Source organism: Arthrobacter sp. Sr24 (assembly GCF_054511175.1).
The window spans coordinates 68,741-91,669 of record NZ_JBTNDB010000014.1; the positions used below are offsets into that span (position 1 = coordinate 68,741).

The following is a 22,929-nucleotide window of genomic DNA, read 5'->3' on the forward strand; positions in this document are numbered from 1 at the left end:
CACATCGATTGAAGGCTTAGGCGCGGTCCGAGAATTCCGGTCCCTTCCAGGGGCTAATGGGATTGCCCATCCAGTAGCTGCTGGCAGGAACGGATTCACCGCGCATGACAAGAGAAGCCGGGCCCACGGTGCCGCTGGTGCCGATACTTGCTGCTGGAAGGATCACACCGTGCGGACCCATGGTGGCTCCTGCTTCTAGCGTAACGGTATCGATGGCCATGACCCGGTCATGAAAGAGGTGGGTCTGGATGACACAGCCGCGGTTGATCGTGGAGCTTTCGCCGAGAGTGACCAGATCAGCCTCCGGCAGCCAGTAACTTTCACACCAGGTACCGTGCCCAATTTTGGCGCCGAGCGCACGCAGCCACCACACCATGGCGGGGGTGCCCACAGCAGCGCGACCAAACCAGGGTGCGCTGACCATTTCAATGAAGGTGTCCACCACTTCGTTGCGCCAGATGAAGGAGCTCCATAACGGGTGCTCACCGGCCTTGATGCGGCCTACCATGAGCCATTTTGCTGTCACCGAACTGCCGGCTGCGACGGCACCAGCCACCATGAGCACGATGCCGCTGACTGCCGCGGGCACCCAGTAACTGCTGGCCTGAGCGAGTGCATCGAGGGCCACAAGTACACCCGCAGCGATGACCACGGACAGAATCATGGGCACAATCCGGCAGGATTCCCACAGGGCGCGAGCAATTTTGAGCCGCAGTGGGGGATTGAACGTCAAGGACTTGTCGGTCTCCACGTTGGTGCGTCGCAGACGAACCGGCGGGCTGCCCAGCCATGAGGTGCCAGCCTTAGCCTTAGACGGAGCTGCCGAAAGCACGGCCACCAGCGAGTTGCGGGGCAAGGTGCGCCCGGCGGCCGCCATACCCGAGTTGCCCAGGAACGATCGCTTGCCCACCTTGGCCGGGGCAATATGAATGTAGCCCCCACCTAGTTCGTAGGAGGCAATCATGGTGTCATCGGCCAGGAATGCGCCGGCACCAATGGTGGTCATCTTCGGCAGTAGAAGGACGGTGGAGGCCTCAACGTTTTTGCCCACCTTGGCGCCAAGGAGCCGGAGCCATACAGGTGTGAACAGGCTCGAATAAATGGGGAATAGGAGATCGCGAGCCATATCCAGAACCCGCTCGGTGGCCCAAACCTGCCAGCCGATCCTGCTGCGGACGGGGTAGTGACCTTCGCGCAAGCCCAGACCCAGGAGCCGCACAGTGAACAGAATCAGCACCAATAAGCTCAGGAACCAGGCAATGGCGGCCAGCGGCACGGCCCACAAAAGCGTTGGAAGTGCCTCTGAGAGCGAGGGCTGTCCGGCAATGGCGCCCAGTACGACGGCGACTGCTGCCGCTGCTGCCACGAAAGGTATCAAGGACAAGCCTGCCGAGGCCACGGGGAAGAGCACGCCAATCATTGTGGAGGTGGGTGTGCGCACGTCCGGCCAGGAATGTTTGGCCTTGCCGGTCCGTCCGGCTGGGGAGCCGGAGACCGTTACGCCCGGCTTGACCTGGCCGCGCACGGCAGAACCTGGTTCTACCTGGGCGCCGGCGCCAATGCGCGCCCCCGGCATCAAGGTGCTGCGGGCTCCCACCACGGCGCCGGCACCAATGGAAATCTCGCCTATGTGGACATAGTCGCCATCAATCCACCAACCAGAGAGATCAACTTCTGGCTCGATGGAACATCCCTCGGCCAAGCGGAGAAGCCCTGTAACTGGGGGAACTGAGTGCAGATCAACGTTCTTGCCAATCCTGGCACCCAGGGCACGTGCGTAATGGGGCACCCACGGGGCGCTTGCCAGAGTCACAGCACCAACCATGTCAGCAAATTGCTCGGCCAGCCATAACCGCAGATGGACCTTGCCAGAGCGTGGGTAACTGCCAGGTTTAACGCCGCGCAGCAGCAATCTGGCGGCCGCCACGGAGATTCCCATGCGGCCCCATGGAGAGACAAAGACCGTCCAAGCAGCTGCCACCCACCACCAGGAAACGGTGGGGGCTCCCGGCAACCACCCCTGCCATGCAGCAACATTGTTCAGCGCCATCAAATAAGTGAGCCAGCGCATCCCCACCAAGATGTGCAGTGGGATCCCCATCAAGGTCTGGAAAATTTGAGACTTTCGTTGCGTCCGGCCCACCGTGCGGTGGACCGTCTCCACCACGCCGCCGGCGGGGACCGAGCCCAACGCCAGTTCCAGCAACGCACCGATCCGTGGGTGCGAATAAACATCAGCCACGGTGATGCGCGGATAGCGCTGGCGCAAAGCCGAAACCAACTGGGCTGCTGCCAGCGAGCCGCCTCCGCTGGCAAAGAAATCTGTATCGAGAGAGCCAGGTGCGCCGCCCAGGACTGATTGCCACTGATCCAACACCCACTGCGCCTCCGGGCCCAACGAACCGGAGAGGGACTCGCCGTCGTCAGTTTCCTTTTCCAGAGGCCAAGGCAAAGCCTTGCGGTCAACTTTGCCGCTAATTTTAGTGGGCAGGGAATCGGTGAAGGTGAGCAGCGGAATCAGGGGAGCCGGCAACGATCCGGCGAGCAACTTACGCAGCGCCGCCGGGTCCGGGGAGGCTCCGGGAGCCGCCACCAGATACCCCACCAGAAGCTGGGTGCCGCCGGCCGTGTCCTGGACTGCGGCGGCAGCTCCGGAAATCTCAGGCAGTCCCTGCAAAGCGGCGTCGATCTCTCCGAGTTCAATGCGCCGCCCGCCCAGTTTCACCTGGTCATCGGCGCGACCCATAAAGATCAGGCCCTCGCTTTCCAGCCGCACAAGGTCACCGGAGCGGTAGGCGCGGTCCCAGCCGAATGCTGGCATGGGTGCATATTTTTCGGCATCCTTGGCGGGGTCCAAGTAGCGGGCCAGGCCTACGCCAGCAATGATCAATTCGCCCACTTCGCCCTCGGCAACGGGAACTCCGGCGGCGTCCACCACGGCCAAGTCCCAGCCATTGAGAGGCAGCCCGATCCGCACCGGACCTGGCACGCCCAAGGGAGCTGCGCAGGCCACCACGGTGGCTTCTGTGGGTCCGTAGGTGTTCCAGACTTCACGGCCTTGGACGGCCAGACGGGTGGCCAATTCCGGCGGGCAGGCTTCGCCGCCGAAGATGAGCAGGCGTACGGATTCCAAAGCCTCGGCGGGCCAGAGCGCCGCCAGCGTGGGCACCGTGGAGACCACGGTAATGCCGTGGGAAATCAGCCACGGGCCCAAGTCCATACCGGAGCGGACCAAGGAACGCGGGGCTGGAACCAGTGCTGCACCATAACGCCAGGCGAGCCACATTTCTTCACAGGAGGCATCGAAGGCTACGGACAAACCTGCTAGCACCCGATCGTCGGGCCCGATGGGTTCATGCTGTAAGAAGATGCTGGCCTCGGCATCGACGAACGCGGCCGCTGATCGGTTGCTGACCGCCACACCCTTCGGGGTGCCCGTGGAGCCGGAAGTGAAAATGACCCATGCGTCATCAGTGGGCAGCGGTTCCCGTGGAGTGGGGAAGGGAGCGGGGCGTTCGTTGGTCATTGTCAGGGCTTTGCCCGTGAGCGGGTCGCCGAGCACGGCCGCAACTTGAGCCTCGCCGAAGACTAGAGCTGCCCGTTCTTCGGGATCGTCGGCGTCAACGGGCACATAGGCTGCGCCGATGGAGATGATCGCCAAGATGGCTAGATAGAGCGTGGATGTCCCGGAAGGGATCCGCACGCCGATTTTATCGCCTGCGCCGAGTCCTGCCTGCGTCAATTCCGCGGCCTTAGAGCGAACCGCCTTCAGGAGATCGTCGTAGCTGAGGGCCTTCACGCCGTCATCGAGTGCGGTGGCGTCCGGGTTCAAATCGGCGCTGGCCTGGACAATGTCCCAGAGGGTACGGGGAGGCGGGGCCAGCGCGCTGCCAGGCATTTGTGGGCTGAAGGTTGCCGCTGGCAGCGATTCGCTGGAGACAGTTGCTTGAGTCTCGGGGACATTCAATGAGGCAGGGTTCACGGGCTTAGAGTGCCTCACTTAGATGAACGGAGGGTAAATGACGGGCAAAACGTTGCAGTTTTAACGCGGCTTTAGCGCCCGATGAGTCGGGAATCACTCTCCCCGGCCGCCCCACGATACACGCTGGGGCGGCCGCAGAGGCGGACACTGCGCGGGCTGCGGGCCGTGGGCAGTGGCGCAGTGGCGCAGTGCTTGCAGGAGTTAGGGCTCCAAGATCACTTTTCCGGTGGTAGCGCGTCCCTGGAGTGCCGTGTGAGCCGCGGCGGCCTCGGCTAGCGGGAAACGTGCGCCGATTCGGGCTGCCAAGGCGCCCGAGCCAGCAGCGTTGAATACTTCGGTGGAGCGCCATAGCCGTTCCTGGGCGTTAAGGAGGTAGTCCTTCATCTTGGGGCGCACCACGGTCAGCGAACCGCCGGCGTTCAGGCGCTGCAAGTCAAAGGGCGGAACCTGGCCCGATGCGCCACCGAACAAAACGAGTGTGCCTCGGGTGCGCAGCGACGCCAGGGAACCGTCAAACGTGTCCTTCCCAACGCCGTCGAACACTACATCCACGCCCACGCCGTCAGTGAGCTCGCGGACGGCTTCGGCAAAACCTTCGTAGCGCAACACCTCATCGGCGCCGGCCACTCGGGAGAGCTCTTCCTTTTCATCTGTGGACACGGTGGTGATGACCCGGGCGCCACGTTCCTTGAGCATCTGGGTCAGCAACAGGCCCACGCCACCGGCTCCGGCGTGCACCAGTACGGTCTGGCCGGGCTCCACATGATAGGTGGAATTCATCAAGTAATGTGCCGTCATACCCTGCAGGGGAAGCGCGGCAGCCACGTCGAGAGGAACGCTGGCGGGGACGGGTAAAGCCTTCTCGGCCGGGAAAATTGCATACTCTGCGTAGCAGGCGGTGCCCTCGGCGGTGGCAACGCGGTCGCCCACGTCGTAGGCGGTGACGCCGGGTCCCACAGCCACAACCGTTCCGGCCGCCTCGGAGCCCGGGGTGAAGGGGAACGGCACGGAGTAGATGCCCGCGCGTTCGTAGGTCTCAATGAAATTCACACCTACGGCGGAAATCTTGACCAGCAATTCGCCAGGGCCAGGAGTAGGCATCGGGACCTGGGTTGCCCGTAGTACCTCTGGACCGCCAGGGGATGTGGCGACAATCGCGGTGCACTGCTCGGTCATGGTGAACTCCAAATCACTCGCTCCTGTAAAAGATCAGGCTAAGCCCTCACAAGATCATCATAGGACGGATGCCCGCACACAAACCGTGCCGGTGTGCATAAATATCGACGCCAATGAATAGTTCTGCTGTATAGTTGACGTATGACAATTTCAGTAGCAGTCTCAGGCGCTAGCGGATATGCCGGGGGAGAGGTGCTGCGCCTCCTGGCCGGCCACCCCAACGTAACTGTCGGAGCCATCACCGCTCACAGTAACGCAGGCGAGCGGCTGGGCACTCTGGCCCCGCACCTGCATGCTTTTGCTGACCGAGTCCTCGTTGACACCACCGTGGAAAACCTCTCAGGGCACGACGTCGTGTTCCTGGCACTTCCGCACGGGGCCTCGGCCGCCATTGCTGCCCAGCTCCCGGACGACACCTTGGTGATCGACGCCGGAGCCGACCACCGCTTGGAAGATGCCGCCGCGTGGGAGAAGTTCTACGGTTCCGAGCACGCTGGCACGTGGCCCTATGGCTTGCCCGAGCTGCCCGGTCACCGCGAACGACTCAAAGGCTGTAAGCGCATCGCCGTCCCCGGCTGCTATCCCACTAGCTCGCTGCTGGCCCTGATGCCAGGGTTCGCAGCCGGCGCCTTGTTGCCCGATGACGTGGTTATTGTGGCCGCTTCGGGCACCTCAGGTGCGGGCAAGGCAGCCAAGGTCAACTTGATCGGTTCCGAGGTGATGGGTTCCATGAGCCCCTACGGAGTGGGTGGCGGGCACCGTCATACTCCCGAAATTGAACAGGGACTTTCCAACGCCTCCGGGCTGGATGTCAAGGTTTCCTTCACTCCCACGCTGGCGCCCATGAGTCGTGGCATTCTCACCACAGCCACCGCTAAACTCTCCGCCGACTTTGCTGCGATGGAGGACCCTGCCTCAGCTTTGCGCGATCTATGGGAAGAAGCCTACGCCGAAGAGCCGTTTGTGCATCTGCTGCCAGAAGGCCAATGGCCCTCCACCAAATCAGTTCAGGGTTCCAACTACGCTGCCCTGCAAATCGCTTACGACTCTCACGTTAATCGCGTGATTGTTTGCTGCGCCATCGACAACCTCACTAAGGGGACAGCCGGCGGAGCGGTACAGTCAATGAACATTGCCCTCGGCCTGCCTGAAACCACAGGCCTTTCCTTCCAAGGAGTAGCACCATGAGTGTGACAACCCCTCAAGGCTTCCGCGCCTCAGGCATTACGGCTGGTCTGAAGACCTCCGGCAACCCGGATCTTGCCCTAGTCATCAACGATGGTCCGGCGCACACCGCCGCCGCCGTCTTCACCAGCAACAGGGTCGCCGCTGCGCCCATCCACTGGTCCCGTCAGGTCCTCAGCGACGGCCGTGTGGACGCTGTGGTCCTGAACTCCGGCGGCGCCAACGCCTGCACCGGCCCCGAGGGCTTTGCGAACACACATGCCACCGCCGAAAAGGTAGCCGAGGTCTTGGGCCTCTCCGCCGCCGACATCGCCGTCTGTTCCACGGGTCTCATCGGCGAACAGTTGCCCATGGATAAGATCCTCCCCGGTGTTGAGGTCGCTGCTGCCGCCCTGACGGACGACGGCGGAGCTGCCGCGGCCTCCGCGATTATGACCACCGATATGGTCAACAAGCAGGCGGCGTGGACATCCCCGCCCAACGCCGACGGCCTCAGCTACAGCATTGGTGGCATGGCCAAGGGAGCCGGCATGCTGGCTCCCGGACTGGCCACCATGCTGGTGGTCATCACCACCGACGCCGTTGTAGAAGCTGAAGGGCTCGACGCCGCACTGCGCGACGCCGTCCGTGTCAGCTTTAACCGTGCCGATTCCGACGGTTGCATGTCCACCAATGACACCGTGCTGCTCATGGCATCCGGCGCTTCCGAAGCGTTCCCGGACATGGACGAATTCACCGCCGGGCTGACAGAAGTGTGCGCCAAGCTGGCCCGTGCCCTTATTGCCGATGCAGAGGGTGCCAGCCACGACATCGCCATCACCACCATCAACGCAGACAGCGAACGCGACGCCGAAGTGGTGTCCCGTTCCGTGGCCCGCTCCAACTTGTTCAAGGCAGCCATTTTCGGCAACGACCCCAACTGGGGCCGTGTCCTGTCATCGGTGGGCACCACCGACGCCGTCTTCGATCCGGACAAGCTCAACGTCAGCATCAACGGAATTCAGATCTGCCGCAACGGTGGGATCGGCGATTCCCGCGACCTCGTAGACCTCACACCGCGTGAAGTCACCGTCGAGATTGATCTCAGCGCTGGCGATGCCACTGCAACCATCTGGACCAACGACCTGACCCACGCGTACGTCGAAGAAAACAGCGCCTACTCCTCGTAAGCGTCTCCGGCAGTCGGGCGCCGACCTGCTCCGCCGGGGCCCTGATCCCTCGCTCGCAGTAAGATTTCCTCGGCCGCGGGCGGCCTTACTAAGTGATTTCCGAGGGTCCCTTGCTGAGCTTGCGAAGCTAGGGAAGGAAATCACGCCATCCTCGCTCCGGGACCAGGGCCCCGGCTGCGCGGGCGGGGCGACTGCAGCGCTGCTTTCGATGAGTTGGAACGCAGCAGCAATTTAATACAAATGAAGGAACACATGATGACTTCGGTGGAAACCGCTCAGGATAAAGCTGGCACGCTGATCGAGGCGTTGCCGTGGATTCAGCAATTTGCGGGCACGGTGGTGGTGGTCAAGTACGGTGGCAACGCCATGATCAACGATGAACTGCGCCGAGCCTTCGCCGAAGACATCGTGTTTATGCACCATGTGGGAATCAAGCCCGTGGTGGTCCATGGCGGCGGGCCCCAAATCAACGCCATGCTCAAGCGTCTAGATATCAAGAGCGAGTTCAAAGGCGGGTTACGCGTCACCACACCCGAGGCCATGGATGTCGTCCGGATGGTCCTCACCGGCCAGGTAGGTCGCGAACTGGTGGGCCTCATCAACGAACACGGCGCCTACGCCGTGGGACTTTCCGGCGAGGATGGCGCCCTGCTGCAGGCAGAACGCACCGGGACAATCGTGGACGGGCTGCCCGTTGATTTGGGCCTAGTGGGCGAAGTGGTGGGTGTGAACCCCGGTGCCATCTTGGACCTGTTGGAGGCTGGCCGCATCCCTGTCATCTCCACCGTTGCGCCCGAAGTGGGGGACGCCTCCACCGTGCTCAACGTCAACGCCGATACCGCCGCAGCTGCCCTGGCCGTGGCCCTGGAGGCATCGCGTTTGGTGATTTTGACCGACGTCGAAGGTCTCTACGCCAATTGGCCGGATAAATCCTCGCTGCTGAGCGAACTCAGCGCCAGCGCGCTGCGCGAGATGCTGCCCAGTTTGGAAGCGGGCATGATCCCCAAAATGGGTGCCTGCTTGGCCGCTGTTGACGGCGGCGTGGCCCGTGCCGCTGTTGTGGACGGCCGCAGCGCTCATTCTGTACTGCTGGAGCTGATGACGTTTGAGGGCAATGGAACCCAGATTTTCCCCGATGAGGATGAGAAGTAAATGACTGAGCAGAACGCTTCAACCGAGCTGTCCAACGCCAACGCAACGGCCGTGGCCGGCACCGGCACCAGCGAACAGTGGCTGGCCCGCTACAAGGACTCCCTGATGGGTGTCTTCGGTAGCCCCCAGCGCGTGTTGGTCCGCGGGGCCGGTGCCTTGGTGTGGGATGCCGACGGCAAGGAATACCTAGACCTGCTCGGCGGTATTGCCGTGAACGCGTTGGGCCACGCCCACCCGTTCGTCACCTCTGTGGTGGCCAGCCAGCTCTCCACTTTGGGTCACGTCTCCAACTTCTTCACGAGCCCCACCCAAATTGCTTTGGCCGAGACATTGCTAGAACTCAGTCAAGCCCCGGCCGGGTCCAAAGTGTTCTTCGCCAACTCTGGGACCGAAGCCAATGAGGCGGCCTTCAAGCTGGCCCGCTCCCACGGGGGCAAGGAACGCCCCACCATTTTGGCCCTCGAAGGTGCTTTCCACGGCCGCACCATGGGTGCCCTGGCCATGACGGCCAAGGCCGCTTACCGCGAACCGTTTGAGCCCATGCCGGCCGGCGTTCGGCACATCGCCTTCAACGACATTGAGGCCCTGCGCGAAGCCATGGACAGCAGCGTTGCAGCCCTAATCATCGAACCCATTCAGGGTGAAGCTGGCGTCCGCCCCCTCTCACCGGAGTACCTCCAGGCCGCCCGCGAATTGACTCGCGAACACGGTGCCCTGCTGATCTTGGACGAGGTCCAAACAGGAATTGGCCGCACCGGCAGCTGGTTCGCAGGGATCAGCCCCCACGTGGTCCCCGACGCCATGACCCTGGCCAAGGGGCTCGGTGGCGGCTTTCCGATTGGTGCCATTGTCACATTGGGCGAAGGCCCCTCACACCTGCTCAGCGCTGGCCAGCATGGGACTACTTTTGGTGGAAACCCCGTGGCCACGGCGGCTGCGCTGGCAACATTGCACGTGCTTGAGTCTCAGGATGTGCTGGCCAATGTGCGCGCCATCAGCGAGATCTTCGCCGCCGGCCTGGCCAAGATCGACGGCGTCACTGACGTTCGCGCTTTCGGCCTCCTGATCGGCTTTGACCTAGCTGAGCCCGTGGCTGCTGGCGTTGTCAGTGCAGCCTTGGATGCAGGCTTCATTGTCAACGCTCCCCGTCCCAACACCATCCGCCTCGCGCCGCCGCTGAACTTGACGGCCGCACAAGCCCAATCCTTCCTGGCAGCACTGCCTGCGTTGATAGCTGCAGCGACGGCTGCAGCAAGTGCAGCAGCAACCAGCGCCCCCGCAACCACTAAGGAAAAGAGCCTCTGATGACCCGCCACTTTCTCGTTGATACTGATCTGAGCCCCGCCGAGCAGGCGCAGGTGCTGGAGCTTGCCGTGCAGCTGAAGAAGCAGCCCTATTCCAAGAGCACCTTCGCCGGTGATGGCCAGGGCGCCCAAACGGTAGCAGTCATTTTTGATAAGACCTCCACGCGTACCCGTGTCTCCTTCGCCGCCGGAGTTGCTGCCTTGGGCGGGAATCCGTTGATTATTAATCCTGGAGAAGCGCAGATCGGCCACAAGGAATCCGTGGCCGACACCGCCAAGGTCTTGGAGCGGATGGTTTCCACCATTGTGTGGCGTACCTTCGCTCAAGCCGGTCTGGAGGAAATGGCCGCCAACTCCAAGGTCCCCGTCATTAACGCACTCTCGGATGACTACCACCCCTGCCAGCTGCTAGCGGATCTGCTCACCATTAAGGAGCACAAGGGTGAGCTGGCTGGATTGACCATGACCTACATGGGGGATTCGGCTAACAATATGGCCAACTCCTACCTGCTGGCCGGGGTCACCGCCGGTATGCACGTGCGTATCACCGGACCTGCCGGGTACTTGCCAGCGGACGACGTCGTTGCTGCCGCCCAGGAACGCGCGAACCTCACGGGCGGCTCCGTGCTGATCACCACCGACGTTGCGCAGGCCGTGGCCGGGGCAGACGTGCTGGTCACCGATACCTGGGTGTCCATGGGCCAGGAAGAGGAGAAGGCTGCCCGCATGGAGCTATTCACGGAGTACGCGCTCGACGACGACGCGCTCGCTCAGGCCGCTCCCGACGCAATTGTGCTGCATTGCTTGCCGGCCTACCGCGGCTATGAAATTTCGGCCTCTGTTATTGATGGTCCGCAGTCCGTTGTATGGGATGAAGCCGAGAACCGGCTGCACGCCCAGAAGGCGCTGATGGTTTGGCTGGTGGAGCAGAGCGCTGCTGAAGCCGCTGCCGCGGCTGGGACAGCTGCTGGCGCCGATGCTGCCGCGGGGACCGGCATTTAGTCATGAGTAAGCACTCCATTCCGGCGGGAATGCCCGCCACCAAGACGGCCCGGCAAGCACGGGTCGCGGCGCTTTTGACCAGCCGCGCCGTCCGCTCTCAAGCGGAGCTGGCTACGCTGTTAGCTGCCGACGGGTTGGTGGTTGGCCAGGCGACGTTGTCACGGGACTTGGTGGAATTGCGGGCAGTACGAGTGCGCGGCAATGACGGTGGGTTGATTTACGCCTTGCCCAAAGAGGGTGGGGATCGCAGTGTTCACGCGGCCGCCTCACAAGAGTTGCTAGACACCCGCCTGATCCGCCTCTGCGGAGAATTGTTGGTCACAGCCGAAGGCTCGGCCAACATCGCCGTGCTCCGCACACCACCGGGGGCAGCAAACTTCTTGGCACTGGCCATTGACCACTCTGTCATGCCAGCCATACTAGGCACCATTGCCGGGGATGACACTGTGATGGTCATCAGCCGGGATGCGCAGGGTGGGGCCGACGTGGCCGAGCGCTTCTTGCAATTTGCTGCTGAATCAAGCGCTGGGGCGTAGCCTGAGCTGGTAGCTGAGGTGTCCGACGTCGTACTTTTCGGGCCTGATGAATATCTTTTAGCAAGAATGCATAATCATGCATTATGCTTGAGAGCAACGTGAAAAATACTCTGCACGAGTATTGACAATAGGGAGAGAAACAAGTGACTGAACGCATTGTATTGGCCTACTCCGGTGGCCTTGACACCTCGGTTGCCATTGGCTGGATCGGCGAAGCAACCGGCGCGGAAGTTATTGCCGTGGCCGTTGACGTAGGACAGGGTGGAGAGTCCTTGGAGGACATCCGCCAGCGCGCATTGGGTTGCGGCGCTGTTGAAGCATACGTTGCCGATGCTCGTGACGAATTCGCCAACGAATACGCCATGCCGACCCTGAAGGCCAACGCCCTGTATCAGGGTCACTACCCCTTGGTTTCGGCTATCTCCCGCCCCGTCATCGTCAAGCACCTGGTGAAGGCTGCCCGCGAATTCGGCGCCACCACCGTAGCTCACGGTTGCACCGGTAAGGGTAACGACCAGGTCCGCTTCGAAGTGGGCATCCAGACCCTGGGCCCGGATCTGAAGTGCATTGCACCGGTTCGTGACCTGGCTCTGACCCGCGACAAGGCCATCGTTTACGCTGAGTCCCACAACCTGCCGATCGAGACCACCAAGAAGAACCCGTACTCGATCGACCAGAACGTTTGGGGCCGGGCCGTAGAAACCGGCTACCTCGAAGACATCTGGAACGCTCCCACCAAGGACATCTACGACTACACCGCCACCCCGGAATTCCCGCCGGCACCGGATGAGGTCATCATCTCCTTCCGCCAGGGTGTCCCCGTTGCCATTGACGGTGTTAAGGTCTCCCCGCTGCAGGCCATTCAGGAACTGAACCGCCGTGCAGGCGCCCAGGGCGTTGGCCGCATCGACGTCGTGGAAGACCGCCTTGTCGGTATCAAGAGCCGCGAAATCTATGAAGCACCGGGCGCTATGGCCCTGATGACCGCGCACAAGCACCTCGAAGACATCACGATCGAGCGCGAGCAGGCACGCTTCAAGGCAACTATTAGCCAGCGCTGGGCCGAGCTGGTCTATGACGGCCAGTGGTTCTCCCCGCTGAAGCGCTCACTGGATGCCTTCATCGAAGACACCCAGCAGCACGTCAACGGTGACATCCGCATGACCCTGCACGGTGGTCAGGCCATCGTCAACGGTCGCCGTTCAGACACCTCCTTGTACGACTTCGATCTGGCCACCTACGACACCGGTGACACCTTCGATCAGTCACAGGCCAAGGGCTTCATCGAGCTGTGGGGCATGTCCTCCAAGGTTGCTTCACAGCGCGACCAGCGCGTAGCAGGCCTCTAAGCATGTCGGGCGTTGAACACGGAACCAACGAGGGTGCACTGTGGGGTGGCCGTTTTCAGGGCGGCCCCGCAGATGCCCTCGCGGCACTGAGCAAGTCAACGCATTTTGACTGGCGCCTGGCACTGTATGACATTGCCGGTTCCAAGGCGCACGCCCGTGTGTTGAACACGGCGGGCCTCTTGGATGCTGCCGAGCTCGAAGGCATGTTGGCTGCACTGGACCAGCTTGAAGCTGATGTGAAGTCCGGCGCCTACGGCCCGTCAGAGTCCGATGAGGACGTGCACGGTTCACTGGAACGCGGCTTGATTGAACGTGCGGGAACGGCTTTGGGCGGCAAGCTCCGTGCTGGCCGTTCACGCAATGATCAGGTTGCCACGCTGGGACGCATGTACCTGCGCGAGCATGCCCGGATCATTGCTGCCGGAGTGCTCTCTGTCATTGATGCTCTGGTGGATCAGGCAAAGGCGCACCACGGTGTGGCCATGCCAGGGCGTACTCATTTGCAGCATGCTCAGCCGATTCTGCTCAGCCACCACTTGCTGGCTCACGCGTGGGCGTTGCTGCGTGATGTGCAGCGTTTGGTTGACTGGGACAAGCGTGCAGCGGTTTCACCCTACGGTTCAGGCGCGCTTGCCGGTTCTTCCTTAGGGCTGGATCCCAATGCTGTTGCTGCGGATCTGGGTTTTGACTCTGCTGTCTGGAACTCCATCGACGGCACCGCATCACGCGACGTCTTTGCTGAGTTCGCATGGGTTGCTGCGATGATCGGTGTTGACCTCTCCCGCGTTTCCGAGGAAGTCATCTTGTGGGCCACCAAGGAGTTCTCCTTTGTGACCTTGCATGATTCTTACTCCACGGGATCCTCGATCATGCCGCAGAAGAAGAACCCCGATGTTGCTGAGTTGGCTCGCGGCAAGGCCGGGCGTCTGATTGGCGATCTGACCGGGCTGTTGGCCACGCTCAAGGGATTGCCGTTGGCGTACAACCGGGATTTGCAGGAGGACAAGGAGCCCGTCTTTGACGCGGCTGACACCCTTGAACTGCTGCTGCCTGCGGTTTCTGGCATGATGGCGACTCTGGTTTTCAACACCGAGCGCATGGAAGCACTGGCTCCGCAAGGCTTCGCACTCGCTACCGACATTGCCGAGTGGCTGGTACGTCAGGGTGTGCCGTTCCGTGATGCTCACGAGCTTTCCGGTGCGGCCGTCAAGGTTGCCGAAAGCCGCGGGGTGGAACTGTGGGATCTGACCGATGCGGAATACGCGAGCATTTCTGAGCACCTCACGCCCGAGGTTCGTACGGTTCTAAGCACGCAGGGCTCGCTGAAAAGCCGCAACGCGCAGGGTGGCACCGCGCCATCGGCGGTGCTGGCGCAGCTGGCGGCACTCGAGGGGCAGCTGGGCGAGGTCCGCACCTTCCTGGTCTGACCGGCGTCGTACTTCTAGAGCGTCAAAAAATGCCCGCATCCATCAAGGATGCGGGCATTTCTGCGTCTGAACCCTAACGGGACGCGGATCACGCTATCGCATCCCGGCCTCCCACTTCTCGCGAGCTCGCAGCGGGTCCCTCGGCCGCTATCGCATCCCGGCCTCCCACTTCTCGCGAGCTCGCAGCGGGTCCCTCGGCCGCTATGCTGGGATGCATGACTGATATTTCTAACGCACAGCTGATGGATCGACTCAAGGCTGCGGCGGATATTGTGAGCGGGAAATTGGGGGCCGTCACGGACGCTGAGGTTCTGGTGCCCACTGATCTTCCCGGCTGGACCCGAGGGCACGTGCTGGCGCATATTGCCCATGTTTCAAACGCTGTGTCCCGGCAGGTGGAGTTTGCGCTGCGCGGAGAGCTTGTCGATTTTTACGACGGCGGCCAAGGCGGGCGGACACAGTCGATCGAGATGAACGCTGGGCACACTGCGGCCGAGCACCGCGAGTACATTTCGGCTGCTTTCACGCGTGCATTGGCCGTTCTTGATGGGCTGGACGAGTCGCAATGGACGTTGCCGGTCAGCTACCGCAGCGGTGACGTGCGCGGGGTGGCGCTGGCGTACTGGCGTGAACTGGTCATCCACTTGGCTGATCTGCAGCTGGGACGCGGGCCCGAGACCTGGTCTAAGGAGTTCTGCCTGTACTTGATCGAATTCCTGACCGCCCGTGTACCGCAAGATCTCACATTGAAGCTGTTGCCGTTGGCGCTGCCGGCCATGACTGTTGGGTCTGGCGAGAACACTGTCTCTGTGCAAGGCATGCTGACGGATATTGCGGCGTGGCTGTCCGGACGCACACCCACCATGGGTAGCCTGCGTGCCGAGGCCGCCGCCGATTCTGTGGAATTGCCAAAGCTGTTGCCTTGGCCATCGGCGTTCGCAGCGAAGTAATTTTTAGGCTCAATCCCATCGCGGGCGCCGGTACTGCCGGCGCCTATGGTGTGCCCAGACGGACTTTAGAGGTTCTGGCTGCGCTTTTCTGCGATGGTGAGCTCGCCTGATCCCCAATGGGTGGTGGGAACCTCGGTCACAATGACTTTGATGGAGTCGATCGGGGCCTGGAGCGAGCTGGAAACTGTTTGCGCCACGTCGTGAATGAGGTTGCGGATCTGTTCGGGCTTGCGGCCTTCGAGCATGGAAATCTGGATGATGGGCATGGTGTTATTTCTTTCTGTGGAGGAGTTGCATGTCGACGGCGATCTTTCGGTTGGGTGCGCGGTAACAGCGGGATGACGTGGCGAGCGGAGCTGGAACCTGTTCAGCAGATGGGATGTTTCCGCTGTTGGGTCTCGGACTAGGGATAGTCTACGTCCCGGTTCAGGCGTTGGATCGTGACGTCCGGCAGCGCGATTCTGGTTTCCGGCCACCGCTTGGAGGGCATCGGTGAGGCCCCGTTCGCCGCGGGCCCAGGCCCGACTCGCAGCGCCGACACTCAGGGTCGGGAAGGCTTTTCGCCGGAAACTCGCCACAGGTGCAAGGTGGCGTAGGAACGCCAAGGTTGCAGTGATTCGGCCATGCGGCTCAGCTCAGGGGCCTTGATGCTCCGCGCCTCAGGGAGAGAGTCACCGCGCAGTAATCCATAGCCATTGCGGACAGCGGCGTCACCGGGCAGAAAAATATCGCTGCTACCTAACACACGCATGCCCACATACCCCACAGTCCACGGACCAATGCCCGGGATAGGCAGGAGCTTGTGCGCGAGCGAATCGAGGGAGTCGCTTTGACTGATCCCTAAGGAGCCATCGGCCAGCATGGCCGCGACGGCAACAACCGAATCGATCCGACGCTGCGGCCCACGCAGAATCAAGCTGCCGCCAGCTGCAATTTCTGCAGGTCGAGGAAAGAGGTGCGTCAGCGATCCGTGGGGGAGCCGGCTCGGGGTGGACAACACCAGAAGTTGGGTCAGTGCCGTCCTAGCAGCGGCCACCGTAATTTGCTGGCCCACCATGGCTCGGATCAGGATTTCTGCAGGATCAACACACCCTGGAAGCCTGATCCCCGGCAACGCAGCTACACGCGGCGCGAATAGCGGGTTGCTCGCCAATAATAAATCTGCCTCACCAGGATTGTGGTCAAGATTGAACAAGTGCCGCACCAGTAACAGCAGCTGGGCGAGATCGGCAGGGTCTTCGATCTGGTGCTCCAACCAGAGGGCATCCCCATCCCAGCTGACATGAAACCAGCCGTGGCCGCCCGAAAGCGCCACGGTGCGGGCATAACTTGTGCCGCTGGCTTCCTCAACGCCGGCAACAGCACGCGCGGCCAAGAACTCGAAGATTCCAGGCTCAAACGGTTCGATGAAGTCCAAGGCAAGGGGCATAGAGGCATTCTTCCATGCCCATACCGGGTCGAAGGACGAGCACGGTAAAGCGAGCACGGCAAAGCGAGAAGCCCCAAATCACCTCCTGCTAAGTTGGGAAGATGAACGCGCCCACTAACATCTTTGAGCTGCTGGAGAACCCTGCCCCTGAGGTGGCGCCTTACTTACTGGGCGCCTTGGTGAGGCATGAGAGTCCCGAAGGTCCCGTCGTCGTACGTTTGACCGAGGTGGAAGCCTACTTGGGGCCGCGATTGTCAGAGAGCCCGGATCCGGGATCGCACAGCTACGGGGGCCGGACCGAGCGCAATGGCGTCATGTTTGGTCCGCCGGGGCACCTCTATGTGTACTTCAGCTACGGGATGCATTTCAGTGCGAACCTGGTATGCCGCCCGGAAGGACTCTCCTCAGGGTGCTTGATGCGCGCCGGGGAGATTGTGGAAGGACTGGAGCTCGCGCGTTCGCGCCGGCCCACCGCCAAGCACGACGGCGAGCTGGCGCAAGGTCCTGCGCGACTAGCCAAAGCCATGGGTTTCAACGGACAGCACAATGGACTCTTTGCTCTCGCCGGGGCCGTCACCGTCACACTGCCCACGGCGCTGGCCAACAACGTCAAGTCAGGACCGCGGGTGGGCATCAGTGGACCCGGAGGAACGCCGGCGTACCCGTGGCGGTTCTGGCTGGAGGGCGAACCCACCGTATCTAAGTTCAGGCCGGGAGTGGTGCGTGCTCCGCGTCGGCCCGGGTCAGCTGCTCCGAGAATTCGATAAGCTCCGCTACCTCTGGCTGCAGATCTGCCGGGGTCAAGCGCTGGACCAGTCCAGAGCGCGATTGCGGCCATTCATGCGACAGCAGCGAGTAGACGCTGCTGTCAACACGCAAGCCGTCGTGACCGCGGCGGTAGCTGCGCATCACACCTTCCAAGGTGGCGCCGAGCTTGAGGATGGCTGCAGCGCTGCGGGTATTGCGGACATCGCAGCGCAGGGTCACTCGTTGCACCGCAAGGACCTCAAAGGCGAAGGTCAGGAGTGCCAGTTTTGAGGAGGCGTTGACGTTGCGGCCCCAATAGTTGCGGCCAAAAAATGTCATGCCGAGCTCTACCCGTGACTGCTCCGGCACGTAGTCGTACAAGCTGGTGGTCCCGGCGACTGTGCCGGTCTCTTCATCTATAACAGCGAAGGCAATGACGGAGGGATCGGCGATCCGGGCCGCCAAAAGTCGTTCCAAGGCACGCTTGGAGGTAGGCCTTTCGGAGGCCATTCCCGACCACATGTCTACATCGATGTAGGGGAACAAATCTGCCGCGTGACGACGCCTGAGCGGCACAAGCCGGACGCCATGTCCGGGAAGTGAAATGTTGTGTTGCACGGGAATATATAAGCACCTTTTTGACCATGCGAAAAGCCCACTCGCAAGAGCCTGTACGGTTGAAGGGTGAACGAGACATTAAGTGCCCCTGAAGTACCCCATTCCAGCCTCTCCGCAACCGCTAATATTCCGCATGTTTCCGCGGTTATCGAGCAGTTGTGTGCCACGGTTCCGAACTACCCGTCGCCGGGTATTGTTTTCAAAGATTTAACCCCAGTATTTGCTGATGGGCCCGCCCTGAAACAGGTGGTCGATGCGATAGTTACCTCCTTCGCCGGGAAGTTCGACGCCGTTGCCGGAGTTGAGGCGCGCGGCTTCCTCTTGGCTGCGGCTGCTGCCTACGCCACAGGTACTGGTGTGATCACCATTCGCAAGGCCGGAAAATTGCCCCGCGAGGTGTACTCCGAGAACTATGCCCTGGAGTATGGCCAGGCCACCTTGGAACTGCACCAAGACGACGTACCAGTTGGCACACGTGTATTAATTCTCGATGACGTCCTCGCCACGGGTGGAACACTTGGTGCCGCAGCAGCACTGTTGGAGCGCACCGGAGCCGTGGTGGCCGGCGTCGGAGTTGTCCTTGAAATTGACGCTCTGCCTGGCCGGGAAAATCTGGCTGCCTACGACGTGGTGTCACTGCTCCACGTTTGAGCCTGAAGCATCAGGATCAAACGTGGGGCTGGAAATGCCCGCCCCGCAAGCGGGATAGACTAGACGGTCCGCCTTTTGGCGAGATGCCTTAAATTTCAGGAGCCTTGCATGTATGACGACGAGTTGGTCCACGAACGCGGCTATGTTGACGGCCTATACGGACGCTTAGATGAACTCCGCGCCGAAAAGGTTGAACAGCTCGCTGAGGTTCGGCGGACCAAATCCATGGGCACGCACCAAAACCGCTCAGAACGTGACGCCTTTGCCGCCCTCTATGAGAACCGTCTGGCGCAACTGAACGCAGTTGATGACAGGCTGGTGTTTGGCCGGCTCGATCTCGACGACGGCCAGGCCCGCTACATTGGCCGGATTGGACTGCTTTCCGAGGACCTGCGCCAGCTGCTCATCGATTGGCGTGCGCCCGAGGCGGGCACGTTCTATCAGGCCACAGCCTTTGAGCGTATGGGCGTGCGCCGTCGTCGTCATTTGCTGTTGAAGGGGCGCAACGTCAAGGCCATTGAGGACGATGTCCTGGACCACACCATGGTGGTGCATGGCGAACATGTCCAGGGTGAAGGTGCCTTGCTGGCGGCACTGAATTCCAAACGTACCGGCCGCATGAACGATATTGTCGGCACCATTCAGGCCGAACAGGACCGGATTATCCGCTCACCTCTTAGCGGTGCGCTGGTGGTTCAGGGTGGGCCAGGAACGGGAAAAACCGCCGTTGCACTGCACCGTGCCGCGTATCTTCTCTACACCCACCGCGAACGCCTGCAGTCCTCCGGTGTGCTGTTGGTGGGCCCCTCCAACGCCTTTATGAAATACATTGAGCGCGTGTTGCCTTCCCTGGGCGAGACCGGTGTGGTCATGTCCAGTGTGGGGAACTTGTTCCCAGGCGTGCATGCTATGGCTCCAGAATCCACCGAAACGGCTGAACTCAAGGGCCGGCTGGATATGGCCCGCGTGGTGGCCAATGCGGTGGCAAACCGGCAGCGTATCCCTCAAGGAGATGTCAGGCTCGACGTCGAAGGGACCCGTTTGGTTCTTACCGTTCGCCAGGTGCGCCGCGCCAGGGAGCGGGCACAGGCCACCGGTCTGCCGCACAACGAGGCCCGAGTTGGCTTCGTTAAAACTCTGCTGCGTGAACTCACCGAGCAGTTGCGCGAACATATTGAATCGGCTGGTGCCGGCAACAACGCCGACAGGTCCTACCTCGCCGAGGATGTCCGTTCCTCGCGCGATGTGCGTGTCATGCTCAACCTGTGCTGGATGCCCATGACGGCTCAGCAGCTGATTGATGACATGTTCAGCAAACCAGAAATACTGCGGGCCGTAACACCCAATCTCAGTGACGCCGATCGCAGCTTACTGTTGCGCAGCCCCGGCTCGCCGTGGAGCGAATCCGATGTGCCGCTTTTGGATGAAGCAGCCGAGCTCCTGGGCGAGATGGACGCTACGGGTGGCCGCGCCCAGGCCAACGCCGAATCTCAGCGTAAACGGGATCTGGTCAATGCGGAGAAGGCTATCTCCAACGTCAATCAGCTATTGGAGGATTCCGGCGTTGATGGCATGTTGACGGCCGAGCAATTGGCGGACTTCAACGAGGTCCAGGCCGCATCTCAGACCAGCGCAGAGCGCGCCCTGACTGACCGCAATTGGGCCTACGGGCACGTGGTGATTGATGAGGCACAGGAACTCTCACCCATGCAGTGGCGCGTGCTGATCCGCCGTTGCCCGGTGAAATCCTTCACTATTGTGGGCGATATAGCCCAGACCAGTTCCGCCTCAGGCGCCACGTCGTGGCAGCAGGCGCTCACCCCGTTCCTGGGGGAGCGGTGGAACGTTGAGGAACTCACGGTCAACTACCGCACGCCGATGCAAATTGCTGAGGCGGCCGTTCGGATGGCCAATGCTGCCGGTCAGGTTGTTTCTGCTCCCAAGGCAGTGCGCGACGGCGAATGGGAACCTCTTGTTGACTACGTCAGCGCTGGGGAGGTGGTGGCCCAGGTAGTCGCCGCCATGCCGGAGGAGACTGCCGCTGTGGGCGGGGGTCTGGTAGCTGTTATAGCCCCGCCATCCATGGTGGCCGAAACTACGGCTGCCCTGCGAGCTGTCTATGGTTCACGGATCGGTCATGGGGCAGGTTCATTGGAGCAAGACATCGTGGTGATTGACCCCCACGAGGCGAAGGGCTTGGAGTTCGACGGCGTGGTCATCGTTGAACCAGCAGCACTTCTGGCAGGCGCCAACGGGCGCGTGGGCGACTTATACGTAGCCATGACCCGGCCTACTCAACGACTGCGGCTGATCACCTCGGAACCGCTTCCGGCGGGAATCGAAAAGTAAGAGTCGCTGTCACTTTCGGCTGTGGTCGTCTCAGCGACGGCCACAGCGGAAAGTTCCTCGGGGCACAAGAGGGGCTCAATGGCACACAAACGCCGCGGTGCTGGTAATTTTGTGGTGTGTCTTTGCAAACTGAACTCCGCGCCCCCGAGAACGATCCCAGCTTCGCCAATGTTTGGCAGGAGCTTAAGTGGAGAGGTCTGGTCCAGGTCTCCACCGATGAAGCAGCTCTTGAAGAACTGCTCGCCGGCGAACCAATCACGTACTATTGCGGCTTCGACCCCACCGCCCCCAGCCTTCACCTAGGCAACTTGGTCCAACTCCTGACTATGCGCCGTATGCAGCTCGCCGGCCATAAGCCGCTGGGCTTGGTAGGCGGCTCCACCGGTTTGGTGGGGGACCCGCGGCCCACGGCCGAGCGCACCATGAACTCCAAGGAAACAGTCACCGAGTGGGTTGGCTACTTGCAGGGTCAGGTTCAGCGCTTTCTGTCCTTCGAGGGCGAGAACGCCGCCCGCATGGTGAACAACCTTGACTGGACTGAACCCATGTCCGTCTTGGACTTCCTGCGCGATGTGGGCAAATACTTCCGCGTCGGCACCATGATCAAGAAGGACATTGTTGCCTCACGCTTGAACTCGGACGAGGGCATCAGCTACGCCGAATTCAGCTACCAAATTCTGCAGGGCATGGATTACCTGGAGCTGTTCCGCCAGTACGGTTGCGTACTGCAGCAGGGTGGTTCCGATCAGTGGGGCAACCTGACCAGCGGAACAGACTTGATCCGCAAGGTTGAAGGCGCCGCTGTGCACGCACTGGGAACCCCGTTGATCACCAACTCCGACGGCACCAAGTTCGGCAAGAGCGAAGGCAACGCCATCTGGCTTGATCCTTCCATGTGCAGCCCCTTTGATATGTACCAGTTCTGGCTCAACACCGCCGATGCTGATGTGGTGGATCGCCTGAAGGTGTTCACCTTCTTGTCCCGTGAAGAGATTGTAGCCATTGGGACTTCAGTGGCTGAGAAGCCACAGGCACGTGAAGGCCAGCGTACGCTCGCCTTCCAGGTGACCTCCCTGGTGCACGGTGTCGATGCCACGTTGAAGGTCATCGCCGCCTCAGCTGCACTATTTGGTCAAGGTGACTTGGCTGAACTGGATATGGCAACACTGGAATCAGCCACGCGAGAGCTGCCGCGCTCCAGTGCACCCGCCGCCGGCATGAGCATTGTTGAGCTGTTGGTTGCTTCAGGATTATCCAAAACTAATTCGGAAGCTCGGCGCACAGTGGGGGAGGGCGGTGCCTACGTGAACAACCACAAGGTCTCCGATCTCGACGCCGTTCTTGGCGCTGCTGACGGGCTACACGGGAAGTATTTGTTGGTTCGCCGCGGTAAGCGCACTCTGGCCATGGTTGAACTGAACGGCTAGCGGCTATGAAGGCCGCTAATGGTTGAGACCAGTGGTTGCCTGGATTGAGACGAGAAGCCCGCCCCCGACTTGCTTGGGGGTGGGCTTCGGTGTATTGTTCTATCTGTTGCTTGCACAAGGTTGAGCCGCTTCGAAAGAAGCACCGACTCCCAATTTGCAAGTGACCAAATCGAGTAAATCAACCTCGAATATCTAGCTCTTATTGAGATGGAAATTTGAATTGAGATACTGATTTGAGTATTTCATGGAGTGACCAGCCGCACATGCTGCGGAGTGGACAAAATGAATACAAATGAAATAAAGTATATATATCGCGTCGATGAAAACTAATGATGAGTTATTGAATTAGTTATTACTCGAATGTAGTTGTTGTTTGAGAACTCAATAGTGTGCCAAGTTTTATTGATACCAATTTATTTATATTGAATTGGTTATTTGGTTGTGTGTTGCCGCCCCTGTGGTGATGCATGATCGTT

At 61.1% G+C, this 22,929-nt stretch carries 18 protein-coding genes; 13 read left to right on the forward strand and 5 right to left on the reverse strand.

Annotation, left to right across the window (positions count from 1 at the left end):
* Nucleotides 1-16: 16 nt before the first annotated feature.
* Nucleotides 17-3,898 carry a Pls/PosA family non-ribosomal peptide synthetase gene (locus tag ACX80D_RS10895; RefSeq protein ID WP_459322703.1) on the reverse strand — a complete coding sequence of 1,294 codons (3,882 nt, stop codon included), beginning with the start codon at nt 3,896-3,898 and terminating at the stop codon, nt 17-19.
* Between the two features lie 285 nt (nt 3,899-4,183).
* On the reverse strand, nt 4,184-5,158 hold the full coding sequence (locus tag ACX80D_RS10900) for a quinone oxidoreductase family protein (RefSeq protein ID WP_459322683.1): 975 nt from the start codon (nt 5,156-5,158) through the stop codon (nt 4,184-4,186).
* 141 nt (nt 5,159-5,299) lie between these two features.
* Here ACX80D_RS10900 and argC point away from each other — a divergent pair, with 141 nt between their 5' ends.
* The 9 genes from argC to ACX80D_RS10945 all read left to right on the forward strand — a co-directional run bounded on the left by argC (nt 5,300) and on the right by ACX80D_RS10945 (nt 15,232).
* Entirely contained in the window at nt 5,300-6,346 is a 1,047-nt protein-coding gene (gene argC, locus ACX80D_RS10905; RefSeq protein ID WP_459322684.1) for an N-acetyl-gamma-glutamyl-phosphate reductase, read from the forward strand.
* Entirely contained in the window at nt 6,343-7,512 is a 1,170-nt protein-coding gene (gene argJ, locus ACX80D_RS10910) for a bifunctional glutamate N-acetyltransferase/amino-acid acetyltransferase ArgJ (protein ID WP_459322685.1), read from the forward strand. The genes argC and argJ overlap by 4 nt, the downstream gene beginning before the upstream one ends.
* 255 nt (nt 7,513-7,767) lie before the next feature.
* Entirely contained in the window at nt 7,768-8,664 is an 897-nt protein-coding gene (gene argB / locus ACX80D_RS10915) for an acetylglutamate kinase (RefSeq protein ID WP_459322704.1), read from the forward strand.
* Nucleotides 8,665-9,969: an acetylornithine transaminase gene (locus ACX80D_RS10920; protein WP_459322686.1), complete on the forward strand. Its 1,305-nt coding sequence runs from the start codon at nt 8,665-8,667 to the stop codon at nt 9,967-9,969. It begins immediately after the preceding gene.
* Nucleotides 9,969-10,970, forward strand: a complete 1,002-nt coding sequence (gene argF / locus ACX80D_RS10925; RefSeq protein WP_459322687.1) for an ornithine carbamoyltransferase — start codon at nt 9,969-9,971, stop codon at nt 10,968-10,970. The genes ACX80D_RS10920 and argF overlap by 1 nt, the downstream gene beginning before the upstream one ends.
* 2 nt (nt 10,971-10,972) lie before the next feature.
* Entirely contained in the window at nt 10,973-11,506 is a 534-nt protein-coding gene (locus ACX80D_RS10930; RefSeq protein WP_459322688.1) for an arginine repressor, read from the forward strand.
* A 143-nt stretch (nt 11,507-11,649) separates the two neighbouring features.
* On the forward strand, nt 11,650-12,855 hold the full coding sequence (locus tag ACX80D_RS10935) for an argininosuccinate synthase (protein ID WP_459322689.1): 1,206 nt from the start codon (nt 11,650-11,652) through the stop codon (nt 12,853-12,855).
* Between the two features lie 2 nt (nt 12,856-12,857).
* The gene (argH, locus tag ACX80D_RS10940; RefSeq protein WP_459322690.1) at nt 12,858-14,282 is read left to right on the forward strand and encodes an argininosuccinate lyase; all 1,425 of its coding nucleotides are present in this window, start codon (nt 12,858-12,860) and stop codon (nt 14,280-14,282) included.
* A gap of 215 nt (nt 14,283-14,497) precedes the next feature.
* Nucleotides 14,498-15,232, forward strand: coding sequence for a maleylpyruvate isomerase family mycothiol-dependent enzyme (locus ACX80D_RS10945; protein ID WP_459322691.1), 735 nt, complete (start codon nt 14,498-14,500; stop codon nt 15,230-15,232).
* A 65-nt stretch (nt 15,233-15,297) separates the two neighbouring features.
* Here the strand turns inward: ACX80D_RS10945 and ACX80D_RS10950 are convergent, their stop codons facing one another.
* The gene (locus ACX80D_RS10950) at nt 15,298-15,810 is read right to left on the reverse strand and encodes a tautomerase family protein (RefSeq protein WP_459322692.1); all 513 of its coding nucleotides are present in this window, start codon (nt 15,808-15,810) and stop codon (nt 15,298-15,300) included.
* Complete coding sequence (locus ACX80D_RS10955; RefSeq protein ID WP_459322693.1) at nt 15,774-16,661, reverse strand: DNA-3-methyladenine glycosylase family protein; 888 nt, start codon at nt 16,659-16,661, stop codon at nt 15,774-15,776. Before ACX80D_RS10955 ends, ACX80D_RS10950 begins: the two co-directional genes overlap by 37 nt.
* Before the next feature lie 101 nt (nt 16,662-16,762).
* On the opposite strand from ACX80D_RS10955, the gene ACX80D_RS10960 reads away from it, so the two are divergent.
* Nucleotides 16,763-17,428 (forward strand): DNA-3-methyladenine glycosylase, encoded by a 666-nt coding sequence (locus tag ACX80D_RS10960; RefSeq protein WP_459322694.1) that lies wholly within the window; start codon nt 16,763-16,765, stop codon nt 17,426-17,428.
* On the opposite strand, the gene ACX80D_RS10965 is transcribed toward ACX80D_RS10960, so the two are convergent.
* Nucleotides 17,367-18,026 (reverse strand): GNAT family N-acetyltransferase, encoded by a 660-nt coding sequence (locus ACX80D_RS10965; protein ID WP_459322695.1) that lies wholly within the window; start codon nt 18,024-18,026, stop codon nt 17,367-17,369. The two genes, ACX80D_RS10960 and ACX80D_RS10965, sit on opposite strands and share 62 nt — an antisense overlap.
* Before the next feature lie 126 nt (nt 18,027-18,152).
* On the opposite strand from ACX80D_RS10965, the gene ACX80D_RS10970 reads away from it, so the two are divergent.
* The 3 genes from ACX80D_RS10970 (at nt 18,153) to tyrS (ending at nt 22,453) form a co-directional block, all read left to right on the forward strand.
* Nucleotides 18,153-18,677, forward strand: a complete 525-nt coding sequence (locus ACX80D_RS10970) for an adenine phosphoribosyltransferase (protein WP_459322705.1) — start codon at nt 18,153-18,155, stop codon at nt 18,675-18,677.
* 108 nt (nt 18,678-18,785) lie between these two features.
* Nucleotides 18,786-21,026, forward strand: a complete 2,241-nt coding sequence (locus ACX80D_RS10975) for a HelD family protein (protein ID WP_459322696.1) — start codon at nt 18,786-18,788, stop codon at nt 21,024-21,026.
* Between the two features lie 116 nt (nt 21,027-21,142).
* A complete protein-coding gene (gene tyrS, locus ACX80D_RS10980) occupies nt 21,143-22,453 on the forward strand; it encodes a tyrosine--tRNA ligase (protein WP_459322697.1) in 1,311 nt (436 codons plus the stop codon).
* Nucleotides 22,454-22,929 lie beyond the last annotated feature (476 nt).

Coding starts and splice junctions, on each gene's coding strand:
- argJ (WP_459322685.1), top strand. CDS start 6,343: ATGAGTGTGACAACCCCTCAAGGCTTCCGCGCCTCAGGCATTACGGCT.
- ACX80D_RS10895 (WP_459322703.1), bottom strand. CDS start 3,898: ATGCCTGGCAGCGCGCTGGCCCCGCCTCCCCGTACCCTCTGGGACATT.
- argF (WP_459322687.1), top strand. CDS start 9,969: ATGACCCGCCACTTTCTCGTTGATACTGATCTGAGCCCCGCCGAGCAG.
- argH (WP_459322690.1), top strand. CDS start 12,858: ATGTCGGGCGTTGAACACGGAACCAACGAGGGTGCACTGTGGGGTGGC.
- ACX80D_RS10955 (WP_459322693.1), bottom strand. CDS start 16,661: ATGCCCCTTGCCTTGGACTTCATCGAACCGTTTGAGCCTGGAATCTTC.
- argB (WP_459322704.1), top strand. CDS start 7,768: ATGACTTCGGTGGAAACCGCTCAGGATAAAGCTGGCACGCTGATCGAG.
- ACX80D_RS10975 (WP_459322696.1), top strand. CDS start 18,786: ATGTATGACGACGAGTTGGTCCACGAACGCGGCTATGTTGACGGCCTA.
- argC (WP_459322684.1), top strand. CDS start 5,300: ATGACAATTTCAGTAGCAGTCTCAGGCGCTAGCGGATATGCCGGGGGA.
- ACX80D_RS10920 (WP_459322686.1), top strand. CDS start 8,665: ATGACTGAGCAGAACGCTTCAACCGAGCTGTCCAACGCCAACGCAACG.
- ACX80D_RS10930 (WP_459322688.1), top strand. CDS start 10,973: ATGAGTAAGCACTCCATTCCGGCGGGAATGCCCGCCACCAAGACGGCC.
- ACX80D_RS10900 (WP_459322683.1), bottom strand. CDS start 5,158: ATGACCGAGCAGTGCACCGCGATTGTCGCCACATCCCCTGGCGGTCCA.
- ACX80D_RS10945 (WP_459322691.1), top strand. CDS start 14,498: ATGACTGATATTTCTAACGCACAGCTGATGGATCGACTCAAGGCTGCG.
- ACX80D_RS10960 (WP_459322694.1), top strand. CDS start 16,763: ATGAACGCGCCCACTAACATCTTTGAGCTGCTGGAGAACCCTGCCCCT.